Raw genomic sequence first — 17,598 nt, forward strand, 5'->3', positions numbered from 1 at the left:
CCGCCCGGATTCCTCGTGTGCCCGCCCCGCCCTTATCCGCCCAGCAGTTCGGCCACGGCGATAAAGCGCGGCACGTAGGCCTGCGTCTCGGCCGGGAGCGCGGCGTGGAGGTCCCAGAACGTCGGGTCGTCGCCCGTCTCAGCGCGGTGCTCGTCCACGAGCCGCTCGACGCGGCCGACGCCGCAGTTGTAGGCGGCCAGCGCGAGCTGCCAGTCGCCGTCGAACCGGCGCCCGAGCCACTGGAGGTAGCGGGCGGCGGCGGCCGTCGACGCCGCGGGGTCGGCGACGCTCAGCGAGTCGAGCCCGTACTCGGCGGCCGTCTCGGGCATGAACTGCCACAGGCCGCGCGCGCCGGCCCAGCTCTCGGCCTGGGGGTTTAGGCCGCTCTCGATGACGGCCACGAACTTGAGGTCGGTCGGGAGGTCGCGGCGGCGGAGCGCCCGCTCGACGGACGGGAACAGGCGGCGCATCTGGCGGCGGAGCCCGGCGAACCGGCGGGCGACCGCCCGCTGGTCGGCCACGAGCTGGTCGGCCTCGGCGGGGTAGAACAGGTACGTCGGGCCGGACGCGCGCTCGGCCTCGGCGGCCTCGCGGCGGGCGGCCTCGGCCGCCGCCGCCGTCTCGGCGGCCACGACCGCCGGGTCGCGGAGCGGCGGCCCCTCGTCGCTGAGGAGCGCCGCGAACGACGGGCCGCGGAGCGCGGCCAGCTCGTCGGGCGCGAGCGGGAGGGCGTGCGACGCGCCGTGGTGGGCCTCGTAGACGGCCTGCGCGCGCAGGACGAGGTCGCGGACCGGCCCGTCGCCGCGGAGGGCGGGGGCGTCGGCGAGGGCGCGGGCCTGGCGGAAGGCGGCCTCGCCGAGCGCCGCCTGGCGCTCGGGGTCGGCCTCGGCCTCGGCGGCGCCGACGGCGCGGCGGGCCTCGACCACGCGGCGCGCCCAGTCGAGCGGGCTGACCTCGGACGAGTCGGCCGGCGTCGCGGGCGGGGCGGCGGCGGCGGGTGGGGCGGCGGCGAGGAGCAGGGCGGCGAGCGCGAGGGCGGGGCGGAGCCTGGGGGAGCGCAGCGCGGCGTAGGGCGCGCGGCCGGCGGTCGTCGTCGTCATCGGGCGGGGTGTGGTGGGGCCGGCGGCGGGCGGCCCCGGGACCGCTCGGGTCTCAGGCCTCCGGCGCCGGCGTCTGCGGGGTCCGATCTTTGCTCGGGACCCCGACGGCCCTTCCAAGGTAGGGGAGGGCGCCGCCCCGAGGGGCGATCTTCCGCCCCGCCCCCCGAGCGCGACGCGCCCATGCCCGATCCCGAGGCCCTCAAGATCCTGTTCGTCGACGACGAGCCGGACCTCGTCCCCCTCATCCGTCAGAAGTTCCGGTCGCAGGTCCGGTCGGGGGAGCTCGCGCTCGTGTTCGCGGCCGACGGCGTCGAGGCGCTCGACCAACTCGAGGCCGATCCCGACATCGACATTGTGGTTACGGACATCAACATGCCGCGGATGGACGGGCTCACGCTGCTGGGGCGGCTGGGCGAGCTCGGCCGGCCGACGAAGGCGGTCGTGGTGACGGCCTACGGCGACATGGAGAACATCCGCACGGCCATGAACCGCGGGGCCTTCGACTTCCTCACGAAGCCGATCGACATGGCCGACCTCGACGTCACGCTGGGCCAGGCGCGCGGGGCCGTCGAGCGCGAGCGCGAGGCCGAGCGCGTGCGCCGAACGATCACGCGGTACCTGTCGGACAAGATCGCGAACGCCGTCCTCTCGAACCCCGACGCTGTCCAGGCAAGCGAGCGCCGCGAGGTGTCGGTGCTCATGAGCGACATCGCCGGGTTCAGCCAGGTCGCCGAGCGGCTCGAGCCCGAGCGCGTGGTCGAGCTCCTCAACGTGTACCTCGGGGCCATGACCGAGGTCGTCGACGAGCACGACGGGGCCATCGACGAGTTTATCGGCGACGCGGTCCTGGCGATCTTCGGCGCCCCGCTCGAGATGGCCGACCACGCCGCGCGCGCCGTGGCCTGCGCGGTCGCCATGCAGGCCCGCATGGGCGACGTCAACGCCGATCTCGCCGAGCGCGGCCTCCCCGCCCTCGAAATGACGGCGGCCGTGAACTCGGGCGAGGTCGTCGTGGGCACGATCGGGTCCGAGACGCGGGCGAAGTACGGGGTCGTCGGGAGCCCGGTCAACCTCACGGCGCGGATCCAGTCGCTGGCGGTCCCCGGCGAGGTCCTCATCTCGGACGCGACGTACGCCGCCGCGGGCGGGGCGGACGGGCCGCTCCGGCTGGACGGGACGCGCCGCGTGTCGCTGAAGGGGTTCGCCGAGCCCGTGGCCGTCCACAGCGTCGCGGCCGTCGAGGGCGCCGGCGCCGTGCCCGCCGACGAGTCCTCGCTCCGCGACCTCGCCGACCCGCTCCCGTTCCGGCTCGCCACGCTCGACGGGAAGAGGCTGGCCGCCGACGCCCACGACGGCGCGCTCGTGGCGCTGGCCGAGACCGGCGCGCGAGCGCGCGTGGCGGCCCAGGCCGAGGTCGAGCCGCGGACCGACGTGTGCCTCTCGCTCGACCTCCCGGGGGGCACCGTCGACGTCTACGCCAAAGTGACCGAGGTCGAGGACGTCGGCGACGGGCAGGCCCTTGGGCTCCGGTTCTCGTCGGTCCCGCCCGAGGCGGCCGAGGCGTTCGCCGCGCGCTCCTAACGGCCCGCGCCCCGCACGGATCATGGCCCGCCCCGCCCCGCCCTCCCGCCCCGCGCCGTCCGCGCGGCCGTTTCTGCGGCCGCCCCGCCCCGCCCGGAGCGCCGTGCGCGCGGCCGCCGCGCTCGCCGCCGCCGTCGCGCTCGTCCTGAGCGGCGTGCTCCTCGCCGTCGCGCAGCCGGCCGACCCTGCGCCGCGGGCGGGGCGGGGCGGCGTCGAGTTTTTGCACCTGGGCGTCGAGCAGGGGCTCCCCAACGCGGCCGTCACGGCGGTCACGCAGGACTCGCTCGGGTTCGTGTGGATCGGGACGCTCGACGGGCTCGTCCGCTACGACGGCGTCGGGACGCTGGAGCTGCGGCGGTCGTCGGGCGAGGCGTCGGTCCCGAGCAACGTGGTCCAGGCGCTCGCGCCGGCCGGCGACGGCGGCGTGTGGATCGGGACGGCCGGCGGGCTCGCCCGGTTCGACGCCCGGACCGAGCGGGTCCGCCGTGTCGCCGGCCTCCCCGCCCCCGACGTCCGCGCGCTCGCGCCCGACGGGCGGGGCGGCGTCTGGGTGGGGACCGAGGCCGGCCTCGCGCACGTCGACGCGGCCGGCGCGGCCGAGGCCGGCGCGGGCGCCCCGGCCGTCGCTGTGCGCGCGCTCCTCTCGGACGCAGACGGCGGCGTGTGGATCGGGACGGCCGCCGGCCTCCTCCGGCGCGACGCCGAGAGCGGCCGCGTCCGCCAGGTCGCCGCCGACGTGGCCGTCTCGGCGCTCGCCGCGCGCGGGCGGGGCGGCGTCTGGGTGGGGACGCTCGGCGAGGGCCTGTTCGCGGTCGCGGGCGGGGCGGGGCGGCTCGCGCCGGTCGGCGTCGGCCCCGGCCTCTTCGCGTCGGACGTGACGTCGGTGTGGGAGGACGCCGACGGCGTGGTCTGGGTGGGCACGATGGGCGGCGGGCTCCGGCGGATCGGGCCGGACGGCGCGGCCACGGTGTACACGGCGGCCCTCGACGACCCGGCCTCGCTCGCCAGCGACGAGGTGACGGACCTCTACGAAGACCGCCAGGGCGTGCTCTGGGTGGCGACCTACGGCGGCCTCGACCGCTTCGACCGGGCGCGCGACACGGCCACGCGCCTCCTCCACGACGACCGCCGCCTGACGTCGCTCGCCAGCAACACGGTCCGCGCCGTGCTCCCGGCCGCCGACGGCACGCTCTACGTCGGCGCCGGGCGTACGCTCGACCGGACGACCGACGGCCAGACGTTCGCGCACACGCCCGTACCGGGCACCGGCGACCGCGCCCGCGTGACGGCGCTCCACCAGGACCGCGCCGGGACCGTCTGGGCCGGGACGCCGGGCGGCCTCTTCCGCGTGACGCCCGACGGCCTCGACCCCGCCCCGCTCGCGGCGCCGGGCGGCGCGCCGGCGGTGACGGCGCTGTTCGAGGCGTCCGACGGCCGGTTCTGGGTGGGGACCGCCGCGCGCGGGCTTGCGCTCTACGACCGCGACACGGGCGAGGCCCGCTGGGTCCGCCCCGCCCCGCCCGGCGCGGGCGGGCAGAGCGGAGTGGGGCAGGCCACGTCCGGGCCGAGCGGGGCGCCGCGCGTCCGGGCGATGGCCGAGACGGGCGACGGCGCGCTCTGGGTGGGCACCGACGCCGGCCTCTGCCGGATTGGGCGGGGCGAGGCGCTCGCGTGCCCGCCGGAGGTCGCGGGGCAGACCGTCTACGCCCTCCACGCCAGCGGCGGCGCGCTCTGGGCGGGCACCGACGCCGGCCTCGTGCGCCTGGGCGGGGCGGCCTCGGGCGGGGCGAGCACTACGCGCTACACGGCCGAGGCGACCGACCTCCCGGGCGACGACGTCTACGCCATCGTCCCCGACGAGACGGGGACGCTGTGGCTGGCCACGAGCGGCGGCGTGGCCCGCTTCGAGCCCGTCACCGAGACGTTCGCGCCGCGCCTGGGCGGCGGCGGGACCGAGCGGACGCTGAACACGGCGGCGGCGCGCGGGCCGGACGGCCGCCTCTACTTCGGGGGCACGCGCGGGCTGCTCGCCTTCGACCCGCAGAGCCTCCGCGCCCGCAACGCCACCCCGCCCGACGTCGTCGTCACCGGCGTCGACGTGGCCGGGCAGCCCGTCGAGCCCGGCGGCGGGACGCTCGACGCGGCCGCCCCGCTCGCGCGGCGCGTGACGCTGGGGCCGGACCAGGACTACCTCACGATCCACTACGCCGGCCTCCACTTTTCCGACCCCGCCCAGAACACGTACCGCGTCCGCCTCGACGGGCTCGACGACGACTGGCGCCCGGTCGGCCGCTCGCGTGAGGCGTCCTTTACGACGCTGCCGCCGGGCGACTACACGTTCGAGGTCCAGGCCGCGAATGCCGACGGCGTGTGGAGCCCGCGGGCGGCGTCGATCGGCGTCGTCGTGCGCCCGCCGTGGTGGCGGACGTGGTGGGCGCTGGCCGGGTTCGCCGCGCTCGGCGTCGTCGGGCTGGTCCAGGCCGACCGCTGGCAGCGGGCGCGGCTGCTCCGCCGCGAACGCGAGCGGGCCGAGCACCGCGAGGCCGAGCTCCGCGCCGAGACGGCCGAGGCCGAGCACCGGAAGGTCCAGGCCGAGCTCGAACGTGCCCGCGAGGTCGAGGAGGCGAACGCCAAGCTGGCCCAGGCCAACGCCCAGCTCGAGGCCGCCAACGAGCGGCTCGAGGCCTCGATCCAGGACCTCCAGGCGACGCAGGCCCAGCTCGTGCAGTCCGAGAAGCTGGCCTCGCTCGGGCAGCTCACGGCCGGGATCGCCCACGAGATCAAGAACCCGCTCAACTTCGTCAACAACTTCGCCGACCTCTCGATCGACCTCGCCGCCGAGCTCCGCGACGAGATCGCCGACGCCGCCGCGGCCGAGCCGCCCCGCCCCGCCCGCGACGTGCTCGCCGACGTCGAGCCGCTCCTCGACGACCTCGCCGACAACGCCCGCCGCATCCACGAGCACGGCCAGCGGGCCGACCGGATCGTGCGGGCCATGCTCCTCCACAGCCGGGGCGGGGCGGAGGAGCGCGCGCGCGTCGACGTCAACCGCTTTGTCGAGGAGTACGCGAACCTGGCCTACCACGGCGCCCGCGCCAACGACTCGGGCTTCACCGTGGACCTCGTCCGCGAGTTCGACGAGGCGGCCGGCGAGGTCGAGGTGGTCCCGCAGGAGCTCGGCCGCGTCCTCATCAACCTGCTCGCGAACGCGTTCCACGCCGTCGCCGCGGCGGGCGGCGACGGCGGGGCGGTCACGGTCCGCACGCGGCGCCTGGACGGCGAGGGCGGGGCGGGCGAGGGCGGGGCGGTCGCCGTCGAGATCGCCGACAACGGGACGGGCATGCCGGAGGCCGTCCGCCGCCGCGTGTTCGAGCCGTTCTTCACCACCAAGCCGTCCGGCGAGGGCACCGGCCTCGGCCTCTCGCTCGCCCACGACATCGTCGCCCAGGTCCACGGCGGCGAGCTCGCGGTCGAGAGCGAGGAGGGGCGCGGGACGACGTTCACCGTGACCCTCCCGGCCACCCCGCCCCGGCGCCCCGACGCGCCGGCGGCGTAGCTTGCCCGATTGCGCACCCCGCCCCTTATGCAAAGCCTCTGGAGGAGCCTGCTCGGCGGCCGGACCGAGTCGTCGGAAGACGCCCTGCTCGGGTCGGTCCCCCTGTTCGAGGACCTCTCGGGCCGCGAGATCGACGCCGTCCGCCGCCTGCTCCACCGCCGCGACTACGTCGCCGGCGAGTCCGTGTTCGTCGAGGGCGAGCCCGGGCTGGGCATGTACATCATCGCGCGCGGCGTGGTCTCGATCCAGTCGGAGCCGACGGGGCGCGAGCTGGTCGAGCTGGCCGACGGCGACTTTTTCGGCGAGATCGCCCTCCTCAACGAGGTCATCCGCACGGCGACGGCCCGGGCCAAGACCGACTGCCACCTCCTCAGCCTGTTCCAGCCCGACCTCCTCAGCCTCCTCGACCGCAACCCGCGGCTGGGCGTCAAGGTGCTCCTCGCGCTCTCGCGGCTCGTCGGGCTCCGGCTCGTCGAGGTGTCGGACGAGGTCGAGGAGCTCACGCGCGAGTGCGACCGGCTCCGCGAGGCCCAGGAGGCCGGGCGGGGCGGGGCGGACGAGGCGCCGGCCGCCGATGGTTGAGCGCCCGCCGCGCCGCGCGCCCGCCCCGCCCCCAGCGGCGCGCGCCGCCCCGCCCAGCCGGCTGAGCACGTGGGCCGCGCTCGCGGCGCTCGCCGCCCTCGTCCTCGTGCTGTGGGCGGCCCCGGACCTCGCCGGCCTCGTCGTGCTCGGGGCCGTGCTCGCTTACCTGCTCGTCCCGGTCGTCAACGCGCTCGAGCGGCGGGGCGTGGGGCGGACGGCGGGGTCGGTCCTCGTGCTCGCCGTGATCACGGCCGCGCTCGTGGCCGTCGCCGTGCTGGCCGTGCCGGTCGTGTTCGCGCAGCTCACGTCGCTCCAGGCTCGGTGGGACAGCGGCGAGCTCCTGGCCCTGGTCCAGGACGTCGAGGCCCGCCTGGCCGCCCGGCTCTCGGTCGTCGAGGCGTCCGACCTCGGGCTGGTCCGGTCAGTCCAGGCGGCGGTCCACCCCGGGGGCGCGGCGCTCGTGGACTACGTCCCGACGGTGCTCGAGGCCGTGGGGACGTCGGTCGTGGTCCCGTTCGTGCTGTTCGCGCTCCTCAAGGACGGCCCGGTCCTCCGGCGCCGCGTGCTCCGGATCGTCCCCAACCGCTACTTCGAGTTCGCCATGACCGTCGCCTTCAAGGCCGACGCGCACCTGGGCGGCTACCTCCGCGGGCAGGCGCTGATCGCCCTCCTCGTCGGCGTCTCGACGACGATCGGGCTGGGGCTCCTGGGCGTCGACTACTACTTCGTGCTCGGATTCGTGACCGGGCTGGCCAACTTCGTCCCCTACGCCGGGTTCGTCGTCTCGGCCGGGCTCTCGGTCCTCGTCTCGGTCGTGACGACGGGGGGCATGGGCGGGGTGGTCCCGGTGCTCCTCCTGTTCGCCGTGCTCCAGACGGTCGAGAACGTGGTGTTCCAGCCGTGGATCACGGGGAAGAACGTGTCGATGCACCCGGCCCTCGTGCTCATCGCCATCCTGGTCGGCGGGCGCGTGGCCGGCGTGTTCGGCATGGCGCTGGCGGTGCCGGCGGCGGCCGTGCTCAAGGTGTTCTTCGTCGAGACCGCCGTGAGCCTCCGCCGGTACCACCTGTAGCGACCGCTTTTCCGCCCCGCCCCATGCCCGCCCCGCCCGATCTGGCCCGCCTGACCGTCCGCTTCTGGGGCGTCCGCGGCTCCACGCCGACGCCGCAGGCGGGGTGGCTCGGCGTCGGCGGCAACACGTCGTGCGTCGAGGTCCGGGCCGCCGACGGGACGCGCGTGGTGCTCGACGCGGGCACGGGCGCGCGCGGGCTGGGCTACGCGCTCGCGGCCGAGGCCGCCGGCGGGCCAGGCAAAACCCACGTGCTCCTCTCGCACTTCCACTGGGACCACCTCCAGGGCCTCCCGTTTTTCGCCCCGCTCTACATCCCGGGCCAGACGGTCCGGTTCTACGCGGCGACCGGAGCCGACCGGCTCCGCGGCCTCCTCCGCGCGCAGATGTCGCCGCCGTACTTCCCAGTCCCCTTCCCCGAACTCGCTGCGGCGATCGAGACCGTCGAGGTCGAGCCCGGCGTCCCGTTCCAGGTCGGGTCGATCACAGTCCGTCCGTTCCCGCTCTTCCACCCCCAGGGCTGCCACGGCTACCGCGTCGAGGCGGGCGGGGCGGCCGTCGTCTACGCGACCGACTATGAGCATGGGTCGCCGTCCCACGACGAGGGCCTCCGTGAGGTGGCGCGCGGCGCGGACGTCCTGATCTCGGACGCCCAGTACACGGCCGACGAGTACGCGCTCCGCGAGGGCTGGGGCCACACGACGTGGAGGCACGCGGCAGCGCTCGCGGCGGACGCCGGTGTCCGCCGCCTCTTCTTGTTCCACCACGACCCGGCCCACGACGACGCCGCGCTCGCGCGCATCTGCGAGCAGGCCCGCGAGCGGTTCCCGGCGACGGACCTGGCGACGGAGGGGCTGGTGGTGCGGGTGTGAGGGGTGGAAAGTGGAAAGTGGAAAGTGGAAAGTGGAAAGTGGAAAGTGGAAAGTGGAAAGTGGAAAGTGGCGCGCGCGGGCGGGGTGGCGCCGTTTTGTTCCGCCCCGCCCCGCAGGGCCGGCGAGCGGCGAGCAGCGGGCGGGGCGGCCCTGCCAGCGTGGAGGTGGACCCGAGGCGACGGGTAGTCCCCCTCCTGAACAGGAGGGGCTAGGGGCGGTTGTCGGGTGGGCGGGGCGGTCTGGCCCAGCGCCGCCCCGCCCATTGCCGCCCCGCCCCATCCGTGACGTGTCGCCGGGCAAATGCGGACACCACGGGTGATGTCCCTACGGATCCGGGCCGTCGTGCCCGCCCCGCCCATCGTGCCCTGCCCACGGGCGACCGCCGGTCGCCCCTACGGCTCCGCCCCGCCCGCGGTGTGGGGCGGGGTGGTGCATCTTGCGCCCGCTGCCCGCCATGCGCCTCCTGTCCTACCTCCTCGGTCTGGCCGCCCTCGCCGGCTGCGCGGGACCACCCCGCCCTCGCCGGCTGCGCGGGACCACCCCGCCCGCGCCGGGACCGCTCGGGGCGGTGTGGGTGCCTGTCTACTCGCTCGACGCGCGGCCGCCGCCGCGAGTCCGCCTGGTCGCCGGCGTTTCTCGCGTCGGAGGCGACGCGCCTGGGCCTCGCCTAGCCGCGGGAGCCGCCCCGCCCCCGGCGCGAGCGGGGTGGGGACGAGGCGGCCACCCCGCCCCAGCGCTACGGCGTGTGGCGCGGGCGGGGCGGTTAGGCTCCTACACGCCTACGCGCCTGCTTCACCCTGCCCCGTCGCCCGCCACGGCTGCCCCGACGCTCGCGCGTGCCCCGTCGCCCCCGACCGTGAGGACGCGCTGGCGCGGGAGGTAGGCCCCGTCGTCGAGGTCGCGGAGGAAGGCCACGAGCTCCTCGCGGAGCGCGCAGTGGAGGTCCCACGCCGTCGACGGGTCCTTCGCGCTGCACGTGGCCCGGATCTCGACCGTCTCGTCGGTCATGCCCGTGACCAAGACCGCCGGCTCGTTCTCGCCGTCCCAGTCGTCCGACGCCCGGAGCAGCTCGTCGAACTTGTCGCGGACGCGGCCCACGTCGATTGTGTAGTCGGCGTAGAGGTAGATGGGCTTGACGAGGTGGGCGTTGCGGATCGTCCAGTTCTCGAACGGGTGCGTGATGAGGTGGCGGATGGGGACCACCAGCCGGCGCTGGTCCCACGTCTGGATGAGGACGTAGGTGTAGGTCACGTCCTCGACGTAGCCCCAGTCGCCGTCGTAGACCACGCTGTCGCCGATGCGGACCGGCTTGGCGAGCGCGATCTGGACGCTGGCGACGATGTTGCCCAACACCGGCTGCGCCGCGATGCCGAGCACGACCGTCGCCACGCCGGCCGAGGCCACGAGCGAGAATCCGAGGGCCTGGAGCGACTCGAACTGGCTGAGCACGATCCCCAGCGCGAACGTCACGAGCACGAACAGGAGCACCCGGCGCCCGACCGAGAGGTAGGTCAGCCACCGCTGCTCGTCGGTCTTCTCGTCGCCCGAGAGCTCGGAGATGTCGTCGACGCCCTGGCGCCCGGCCACGTACTCGGAGAGCGCGCCGATGGCCCGCATGGCCAGCCACACGAACGCGACGACGGCGGCCACGAGCAGCGCCGTCGTGACGACGGCCGGGAGCGAGAGCACGGCCGTGGCGAGCAGGTAGAGCGCGAGCAGCCCCCCGAACACAGCGACGGGCGTGGCGACGCGCTCCGCGATCTCGCGCGCCCAGTCCGCGTCGGACCCCTCCAGCCGGCGCTTCACGAACCGGCGGACGGCCCACGCCAGGAGCGCCACGAGCATGGCCCCGAGCGCGAGCCCCAGCCACGCCCACAGCGGCGTCTGCCCCAGCACCTGCGTCCGCGCCCACGCCGGCACCGCGCGGTCGACCGGGCCGGGGCCGTACCGCCGGAACAGGGCCGGCACGTTCTCGACCGTCTGCGCCGAGACCACCCAGACCGGCGCCGCCCCGCCCGCGCGAACCCGCTGGAGGCGGAGGGCCACGTCGCGGCCGTCGAGGTCGAGCGTGCCCAGGCGGAGGCTCCGGCGCGGCTGCCCGAGCAGGGCGTCGTTCGACCCCGTCGACTCGGTGCTCGCCCCGTCTGGCCGGTCCGGCAGCCCCTCCCAGTCGAACCCGAGCTGGGTGTCGAGCACGTAGAACAGGTGCTCGGCCAGGAGCGGGGCGGCCTCAGCCTGCTCGTCGGCCGGGATCAGGTTGAGGTTGAGGGCCTGCGCCGCCTCGCCGAACCGCTCGGCCCGCCCCGCCCGCACAAAGTGCTCGAGCGCGGCCTGAGGCGTCTGGAGGTTGGCCGGCTCGTCGGGCGCGTCGAGGCCGGCGTTGAGCGCGTCGAGCTGGTAGTACGCCTCGGCGTAGTCTCCCAAGGCGCCCGACGCCGTCGAGAGCCGCGACGTGAGGGCCTGGGCCGAGACCGAGTCCGGCGCCGTCGCCGCCGAGTCGGCCGCCGGGACCGGCGCGTCCTGGGCCGAGGCCCCCAACGCGAGGACGAGCAGGAGCGGGAGGAGAGGGCGCATGGGGCGGGCGGGGTGGGGGGGCACCGGCACCAGGGTACGGGAGGGCCGACGGGCGCGTGCAAAGGGCGGGCCTGTTTGCCGCCCCGCCCCAAGAGGTTCGGAGTCGTTTGGTTCAGGGTGGGCAGCGGCTGGGCGGGGCGGCGAGCACCTCCCGGACCACCGCCCCGCCCCGGCCTTCGCGGGCGGGGCGGGTCCTCGCCGGCGGGCAACCCCGAACCCCGGCCTCCGCCCCGCCCGGCCGTAGCTTCCCGCGCCCCCGGACCCCCGCGATGCAGACCGACCTCGCCCCGCCCCCCGACGACCGCGCCACGCGCAAGCTCTACGTCGCCGTCGCCGGCAACATCGGCGCCGGCAAGAGCACGCTCACGCAGATCCTGGCCGACGCCTTCGGGTGGCGCCCGTTCTTCGAGTCCGTCGACAACAACCCGTACCTCGCCGACTTCTACGAGGACATGCGCCGGTGGAGCTTCAACCTCCAGGTGTTCTTCCTCTCCAGCCGGTTCACGCACCAGAAGGAAATGGAGGCCGAGGCCGGCTCGGTCGTCCAGGACCGCTCGATCTACGAGGACGTCGAGATCTTCGCCCGCAACCTGGGCGACATGGGGCTCATGGACGAGCGGGACTACGAGAACTACGCCGACCTGTTCTCGATCATGACGGCCTACCTCCGCCCGCCGGACCTCCTCGTCTACCTCCGCGCGAGCGTGCCCACCCTCGTCAGCCACATCCAGAGCCGCGGGCGCGCCTTCGAGTCGTCGATCCGGCTGGACTACCTCGAGCGGCTCAACGAGCTCTACGAGGACTGGATCGACCGCTACCCGCACCCCAAGATGGTCGTCGAGACCGACGACCTCGACTTCGTCAACGAGGACGCCGACCGCTACGAGATCCTGAGCCGGATCGAGAGCCGTCTGTTCGGCCTCTTCCCCGTCGGGACGTAGGGCGCGGGTCCGATGCGCGTGAGCCCCCGCCCCGCCCGCTACGAGGTGCCCTCTCCCGTGGGGAGAGGGACCGGGTGAGGGGTCTTCGAGACGCCCCCGCCCCGCCTCGGCGAGCCGCGGGCGGGGCGGGGCGGGGCGCGCTCCTGCTCGCCGCGCTGTTCGCGTTCGCCCTTCCCGCCCGCGCGCAGACGCCCGACTCGACGGCCGCCCCGCCCGCGGCGCCGCCGCCCGTGACCGAGCCGGCGCCCGAGGCGACGCCGGCCGACTCGGTCGAGGTGGGCGGGGCGGCCGTGCTGCCGCGCCCGTCCGTGGCCCCGTTCGGGCCGGCGCCGGGGCGGCCGGTCACGCCGGTCCCCGCGCTCACGGCCGCGCTCGCCGTCGAGACGCTGCTGGCCGACCGGCCCGGGGCGTTCGCCTACGCCGCGAGCGCACCGGGCCGCGTGGGCGGCGTCGCCTTCGACGGGCTCGGCCTGGACCTCCCCGCCCTCGCCCTCGACGGCCGCCCTTACACCGACCCGTTTACGGGCGCGCCGCGCTACGACCTGCTCCCGGCCGCCGCCGTCGGCCCGCTCCGTCTCGTCGGCGCCGCGTTTGGGCGGCCGGGCGGGGTGGCCGCGGCCGTCCGCCCGTTCCGGCTGGGCGTGCCCGTTACCGAGATCCGGTACGGGGCGGGCGGGGAGGGCGTCCAGCAGGTGAGCGGGACGCACGCGCAGACGCGGCGGCCGCCGGCGTTCCTCCGCGGCGGCAGCGACGACGCCCGCCTGACCGGCACGCTCCACGTCGCCAACCGGCGCTCGAACGGCGTCGCGGCCGGCGGCACCCTCCGCCACCTCGACGTGCTCGGCCGGCTCCTCCTCACGCGGCCTGGCTTGGCCGCCGAACTCGGCGTGGTCCACGCGGACCGGACGGTGGGCGCGCGGCTGGGCGTGGTCGCGGCGGCGGGTCGGGATCCGTTCGACGGCCTGTTCCTCGAGACGGCCGCCGTCCCCGACGCCGCCGCCACGCGGCGGACGCTCCGCACCGAGGTGTGGGCGCGGGCGCGGCTCCCTATCCTCGCCGCCACCCCGCTCGACGTGGGCGGGGCGGTCGCGTTCCAGCGCCTCGTGGTGGGGGAGGGGCAAGCCGACACGCTCCGCCTCTGGGGCCGCCGCCTGACGGCCTTTGCCGAGCAAGCGGGCCGCGCCGGCGCGCACCACCTGAGCCTGCGGCTCGACGTCGTGGCCGAGGGCGCGGCCCGGAGCCGCCTCGTCGCCCTGGGGCTCCGCGTGGAGCGCGACCGCGACGACGCGCGGCTCGACCTGCACCTCGCCCTCCGCGACTCGGTCCGCCTGGGGCCGCTCGCGCTCGCGGCCGAGGGCGGGGCGAGCCGGCTGGGCGGCGCGCTCGTGCCGACGGCCGCCCTCCGCGCCGAAGCCGGGCCGCTCTACGCCGACGTCCGCTACGGCGGACGCGCGCGGGCGCGCGTCGACGCGGGCGGGCTGGCGGGCCGGTTCGAGCCGTCGCCCGGCGACGGCGAGCGGGCGCTCGCGGCCGAGGCCGGGCTCGCCCTCCGCGGCGGCCCGTGGCGCCTCGCTCTCCGCGCCTACGGCGCTCGGCGGACGGGCGTCCGCGAGCTGGTCGCCACCGACAGCGCGGCCTTTGCCTTCGCGTCGGTCCCCGGCGCGCTCCGCGAGGGCGGGGTGGGCGTCTCGGCGGGGTGGCGCGAGGCGGCGCGGCGCGGGTTCTACGTCCGCGGCGAGGGCACGGCGCGGGCGCTCGCGGGCGCCGAAGACGGCCTCCCCGCCCGGCTCGACGCGGCGCTGCCGCGGGTGTGGGGCGCCCTCCGCATCGGCGTCCGCGCTGAGGGCGTCGGCGACGGCGTGCTCGACCTGGATTTGGCGGCCGTCGGCCGCGCGTGGTCGGCGTTCACGGGCCGCCGGATCGAGCCGGCGACGGGCCTCCTCGCCCTCCCCGCCCCCGCCGGACCGTTCGCCGTCGCTCTCCCCGCCCAGGCGACGCTGGGGCTGGAGGCGACGGCCACGTTCAGCGAGCGGGCCTCGATCTTCCTCCGCTACGACAACGCGCTCGCCGAGCGCGTCACGACGGGCGCGGCTGTCCTCCAGGGCGAGCCGCTGGCCCCGCACGTCTTCCGCTTCGGCGTGTTCTGGGCGCTGCTGGACTGAGGGCCTCGCTCCTCTCGCGGGACGGGGGAGGAGGGACTGGGGACTGGAGGGCGTGTGCGGGCGGGGCGGACCACTCGCCACCCCGCCCAGCGTCAGGCGGCCGTAGGGACACGGCGAGCCGTGTCCAGAGCGGGCGAGGCGGCCGAGCCCAGCGCCGCGGGCGGCAACGGGATCACCACCCCGCCCCCGCAGCGGGCGGGGCGGTGGGGCAGGACGCCCGTGCGGGGTGGGCAACGCGTGGACAACTCACCACCCCGCCCACCCAACGAGCGGGGCGAGGCGGTCATCTTCCCAGTCCCCAGTCCCCAGTCCCCAGTCCCCAGTCCCCAGTCCCCAGTCCCCAGTCCCCAGTCCCTACCCCAGCCCGTAGTGCGAGCGGACGTTCGACCGCGCCTGCTGGACCTCCTTGAGCGTCTCCTTCAGCAGGTTCTGCTGGCTCTTGTTCAGCGCGTCCGGGTCGATGAGGTCCGTCGGGCGCTCGCCGATCTCGGCGGCCTGCATCTGCCCGCGGAGGTGTAGGTCGACGAGCGTCGTGAACGGGGGGACGAGCCCGCCGGCCGTCGGCGCGAGCGGGTGGTCGCTGGCCGCGACGTGGCGGAGCCGGTCGAACGTGTTCGTCGTGTCGAGGTAGCCCATGTCGAGCGCCATCGCCCGCGCCATGCGGACGACCGGGAGCAGGGTCCGCTCGCGGAGGTCGAGCCCGGTCCGCCCGCCGACCTCCTCGACCTCGATGCGCCCGAACGTCGAGAGCGGCATGTCGCCGCGCGTGCCCTGGCGTGCGAGCAGCCGCGCGAGCCGCTCGTTCGGGAGGTGGCCGCGGATCGTGCCGCGAAGCGCCTCGCCCAAGTCGTCGTCGCCCCACAGCACGCGGAGGTCGAAGCACAGCGCCGCCCGGGCCGTCGACTCGCCGTCGACGCCGGCCGACCACGTCTCGTAGGCGGCCTGCCACGCCGCGAGCGGCTGGCGGAACGGCTCGGCGCTCGCGTCGATCCCGTTCTCGGGATCCCCGTAGCCGCACGTCTTGAGCGCGGCCACGGCCCGCGTGGCGAGCGTCCCGTAGTAAGTGGCCGCGCGCTCGGCGTCGCCCGAGGCGGGGTCGGCGTAGACGAGGCCGTTGTCCTGCCACGCCCGGAGCACGGACTCGCGGCGGCCGGCGGCCCCGAAGGCGAGCCACGCCCACGGCCCGTCGTAGGCGTCGGCGCCGAGCTCCTCGCGGAGATCGCGCTCGACCGTCCGCAGCACCTGCTGCTTGAGCTGGTCGTCGACTTCGGTCACCACGTCGAGGAGTTCCTCGGAGTGGACGCCCTGGTGGTAGAGCCGGTAGAGCCGGCGGTTGGAGTCGGCTCGGAGCGCGGCGAGCTCCTCGACCGACTGCGCCCGCTCGAGCCGCTCGGTCGTGGCGACGGGGTCGAGCCCGCGGTAGTGGCTCACGTCCTCGGCCGTCAGGAGCCCCCGGAGCCGCCCGCTCTCGGGGTCGACCACGACGACCTTGCGGATCCGGTGCCGCATCATGGTGCGGACGGCCGTGAACAGGCTTTCGTCGGCGCCGAGCGCGATCGGCGGGCGGTCGACGAGCGCCATCACCGGCTGGCCCGTGTCGCCGCCCGTGGCGAGCACGCGCTCGACGAGGTCGCCCTCGGTCACGACGCCGACCGGGACCTCGTCCTGGACCACGACGACGGCGTCGACCTCGACCTCGGACATGGTCTGGGCCGCCTCGCGGACCGTCGCCGACGTGCCGACGGTCGGGGCCGCCGCGCGGAGCACGCTCCCGAGCGTGGTGTCGAAGAGGAGGAACGCGCCCGAGGCGTCGATGTCGTCGTCGGCCGTGCGGACGTAGCGCTTGATGTCGGCGTCGAAGTAGGCCTTGAACGCCTCGTTCCGGTCGAGGAGCGCTCCGAAGCTGTCGGCCGCGATGAGCGCGCACGACGTCTGCTCGACGGCCCGGGCCTCGTACGGGAGCGCCCCGCCCTGGATCAGCCCGTACGACCCGAACTGCGACCCCTCGCCCGCCATGTCGATCGTCTTCCCCGTCTCGGCGGCCGTCAGCCGGACGAGCCCGGACTCGACGACGTAGAGCGCGCGGTGGATGTCGTCGCCCTGCTGGAGGATGACCTCGCCCGGCGCGTAGAGCTCGAGCGTCATCTTCTGGAGCAGCCCGCTGCGCTCGTCGTCGGTGAGGATGTCGAAGGGCTCGGACTCGGCGAGCAGGTCGGCGATGCGGGTGAAGAGCGACGAGGCCATGCGGTCGGGGCGGGGTGGCGGGCCGGTAAGGGCGGGGCGGGGGCCGAGCTAGGACGCGGGCGCGTCGGTCCTGATCCCCCGCTGCCGCGCGCCCGCGTTCACGCCGGGAATCCGTCGCGCCCGCAGGACGCGGCCCGCAGGATCCGGGGGGCGGGGCGGCGGCGTTGCTCCCGTGAGCCCACCACCCCGCCCCATGCCCGCCGACTGGACCGACCGCCTCTGGGCGGCCTACGAGCGCGACCTGTTCGCCGCCCCGCCCGCCGACCGCCTCTTCAACCCGTACCGCGACGAGGACCCCGAGCACGACGCCGCCGGTCCCGCGGGCGGGGCGGCGGCCACGAGGCGGGCCAACCTCCGCGCTGCGCTCGACGCCGTGGCCGGCGCCGCGCCGGGCGGGCGGCCCGACGTGCTGGTCGTGGCCGAGGCGCCCGGCCCGTGGGGCTGCCGCTTCTCGGGCGTCCCGTTCACGAACGAGCGCCAGCTCCTCGACCCCGCGTTCCCGGTCGACGGGCGGCCGTCGTCGGCTCGGTTCGCGGCGACAGGCGAGCCGATCAAGGAGTACAGCGGGTCGATCTACTGGGGCGCCATGCTCCCGCACTGGGGCCGGTTCTGGACGTGGAACGCCGTCCCGCTCCACCCGCACAAGGCCGGCGAGCCGCTCACGATTCGGACGCCGGGCGTCCGCGAGGTCCGGCGGTGGCACGGCCTCTTGGCCGAGACCGTCGACGCGCTCCGCCCCGCCCGCGTGGTCGCCGTCGGGCGGAAGGCGGAGGGGGCGCTCCAGGAGGTCGGCGCCGGCCCGGTCTACGTCCGCCACCCGTCGCAGGGCGGGGCGACGCGGTTCCGCGAGGGCATCGCGGCGCTGTGGGCGGGGCTGGACGGGTAGAGCAGGGAGAGCAGGGAGAGCAGGGAGAGCA

Annotated in this window: 11 protein-coding genes; 8 read left to right on the plus strand and 3 right to left on the minus strand. The window is 76.1% G+C overall.

Translation table 11 applies throughout. From position 1 onward, the window contains the following. Positions 1–32 precede the first annotated feature (32 nt). Complete coding sequence (locus tag RM540_RS06420; RefSeq protein WP_311662724.1) at positions 33–1,100, minus strand: lytic transglycosylase domain-containing protein; 1,068 nt, start codon at positions 1,098–1,100, stop codon at positions 33–35. A gap of 180 nt (positions 1,101–1,280) precedes the next feature. On the opposite strand from RM540_RS06420, the gene RM540_RS06425 reads away from it, so the two are divergent. The 5 genes from RM540_RS06425 to RM540_RS06445 are packed head-to-tail and all read left to right on the plus strand — an operon-like array spanning position 1,281 to position 8,760. Beyond that, complete coding sequence (locus tag RM540_RS06425) at positions 1,281–2,681, plus strand: adenylate/guanylate cyclase domain-containing protein (protein WP_311662725.1); 1,401 nt, start codon at positions 1,281–1,283, stop codon at positions 2,679–2,681. Between the two features lie 22 nt (positions 2,682–2,703). After that, positions 2,704–6,237: a two-component regulator propeller domain-containing protein gene (locus RM540_RS06430; protein ID WP_311662726.1), complete on the plus strand. Its 3,534-nt coding sequence runs from the start codon at positions 2,704–2,706 to the stop codon at positions 6,235–6,237. 27 nt (positions 6,238–6,264) lie between these two features. After that, a complete protein-coding gene (locus RM540_RS06435) occupies positions 6,265–6,819 on the plus strand; it encodes a cyclic nucleotide-binding domain-containing protein (protein ID WP_311662727.1) in 555 nt (184 codons plus the stop codon). After that, on the plus strand, positions 6,812–7,891 hold the full coding sequence (locus tag RM540_RS06440; RefSeq protein WP_311662728.1) for an AI-2E family transporter: 1,080 nt from the start codon (positions 6,812–6,814) through the stop codon (positions 7,889–7,891). Before RM540_RS06435 ends, RM540_RS06440 begins: the two co-directional genes overlap by 8 nt. A gap of 23 nt (positions 7,892–7,914) precedes the next feature. Beyond that, a complete protein-coding gene (locus RM540_RS06445; protein ID WP_311662729.1) occupies positions 7,915–8,760 on the plus strand; it encodes an MBL fold metallo-hydrolase in 846 nt (281 codons plus the stop codon). Between the two features lie 792 nt (positions 8,761–9,552). Here the strand turns inward: RM540_RS06445 and RM540_RS06450 are convergent. Further along, the gene (locus RM540_RS06450) at positions 9,553–11,334 is read right to left on the minus strand and encodes a mechanosensitive ion channel family protein (RefSeq protein ID WP_311662730.1); all 1,782 of its coding nucleotides are present in this window, start codon (positions 11,332–11,334) and stop codon (positions 9,553–9,555) included. Positions 11,335–11,603: 269 nt separating this feature from the next. On the opposite strand from RM540_RS06450, the gene RM540_RS06455 reads away from it, so the two are divergent. After that, a complete protein-coding gene (locus tag RM540_RS06455; protein ID WP_311662731.1) occupies positions 11,604–12,275 on the plus strand; it encodes a deoxynucleoside kinase in 672 nt (223 codons plus the stop codon). A 74-nt stretch (positions 12,276–12,349) separates the two neighbouring features. After that, on the plus strand, positions 12,350–14,437 hold the full coding sequence (locus RM540_RS06460) for a hypothetical protein (RefSeq protein WP_311662732.1): 2,088 nt from the start codon (positions 12,350–12,352) through the stop codon (positions 14,435–14,437). Between the two features lie 354 nt (positions 14,438–14,791). On the opposite strand, the gene RM540_RS06465 is transcribed toward RM540_RS06460, so the two are convergent. Then, the gene (locus tag RM540_RS06465; RefSeq protein WP_311662733.1) at positions 14,792–16,681 is read right to left on the minus strand and encodes a putative nucleotidyltransferase substrate binding domain-containing protein; all 1,890 of its coding nucleotides are present in this window, start codon (positions 16,679–16,681) and stop codon (positions 14,792–14,794) included. 193 nt (positions 16,682–16,874) lie between these two features. Between RM540_RS06465 and RM540_RS06470 the strand changes: the two genes are divergently transcribed. After that, the gene (locus tag RM540_RS06470) at positions 16,875–17,567 is read left to right on the plus strand and encodes a uracil-DNA glycosylase (RefSeq protein ID WP_311662734.1); all 693 of its coding nucleotides are present in this window, start codon (positions 16,875–16,877) and stop codon (positions 17,565–17,567) included. Positions 17,568–17,598 lie beyond the last annotated feature (31 nt).

Origin of the sequence: Rubrivirga litoralis (genome assembly GCF_031846415.1) — a bacterium.
Classification (GTDB): Bacteria; Bacteroidota; Rhodothermia; order Rhodothermales; family Rubricoccaceae; genus Rubrivirga; species Rubrivirga litoralis.

Excerpts from the sequence above, each read along its gene's own strand:
- RM540_RS06465 (WP_311662733.1), bottom strand. The coding sequence starts at position 16,681 with ATGGCCTCGTCGCTCTTCACCCGCATCGCCGACCTGCTCGCCGAGTCC.
- RM540_RS06430 (WP_311662726.1), top strand. The coding sequence starts at position 2,704 with ATGGCCCGCCCCGCCCCGCCCTCCCGCCCCGCGCCGTCCGCGCGGCCG.
- RM540_RS06470 (WP_311662734.1), top strand. The coding sequence starts at position 16,875 with ATGCCCGCCGACTGGACCGACCGCCTCTGGGCGGCCTACGAGCGCGAC.
- RM540_RS06420 (WP_311662724.1), bottom strand. The coding sequence starts at position 1,100 with ATGACGACGACGACCGCCGGCCGCGCGCCCTACGCCGCGCTGCGCTCC.
- RM540_RS06445 (WP_311662729.1), top strand. The coding sequence starts at position 7,915 with ATGCCCGCCCCGCCCGATCTGGCCCGCCTGACCGTCCGCTTCTGGGGC.
- RM540_RS06435 (WP_311662727.1), top strand. The coding sequence starts at position 6,265 with ATGCAAAGCCTCTGGAGGAGCCTGCTCGGCGGCCGGACCGAGTCGTCG.
- RM540_RS06425 (WP_311662725.1), top strand. The coding sequence starts at position 1,281 with ATGCCCGATCCCGAGGCCCTCAAGATCCTGTTCGTCGACGACGAGCCG.
- RM540_RS06455 (WP_311662731.1), top strand. The coding sequence starts at position 11,604 with ATGCAGACCGACCTCGCCCCGCCCCCCGACGACCGCGCCACGCGCAAG.
- RM540_RS06450 (WP_311662730.1), bottom strand. The coding sequence starts at position 11,334 with ATGCGCCCTCTCCTCCCGCTCCTGCTCGTCCTCGCGTTGGGGGCCTCG.
- RM540_RS06440 (WP_311662728.1), top strand. The coding sequence starts at position 6,812 with ATGGTTGAGCGCCCGCCGCGCCGCGCGCCCGCCCCGCCCCCAGCGGCG.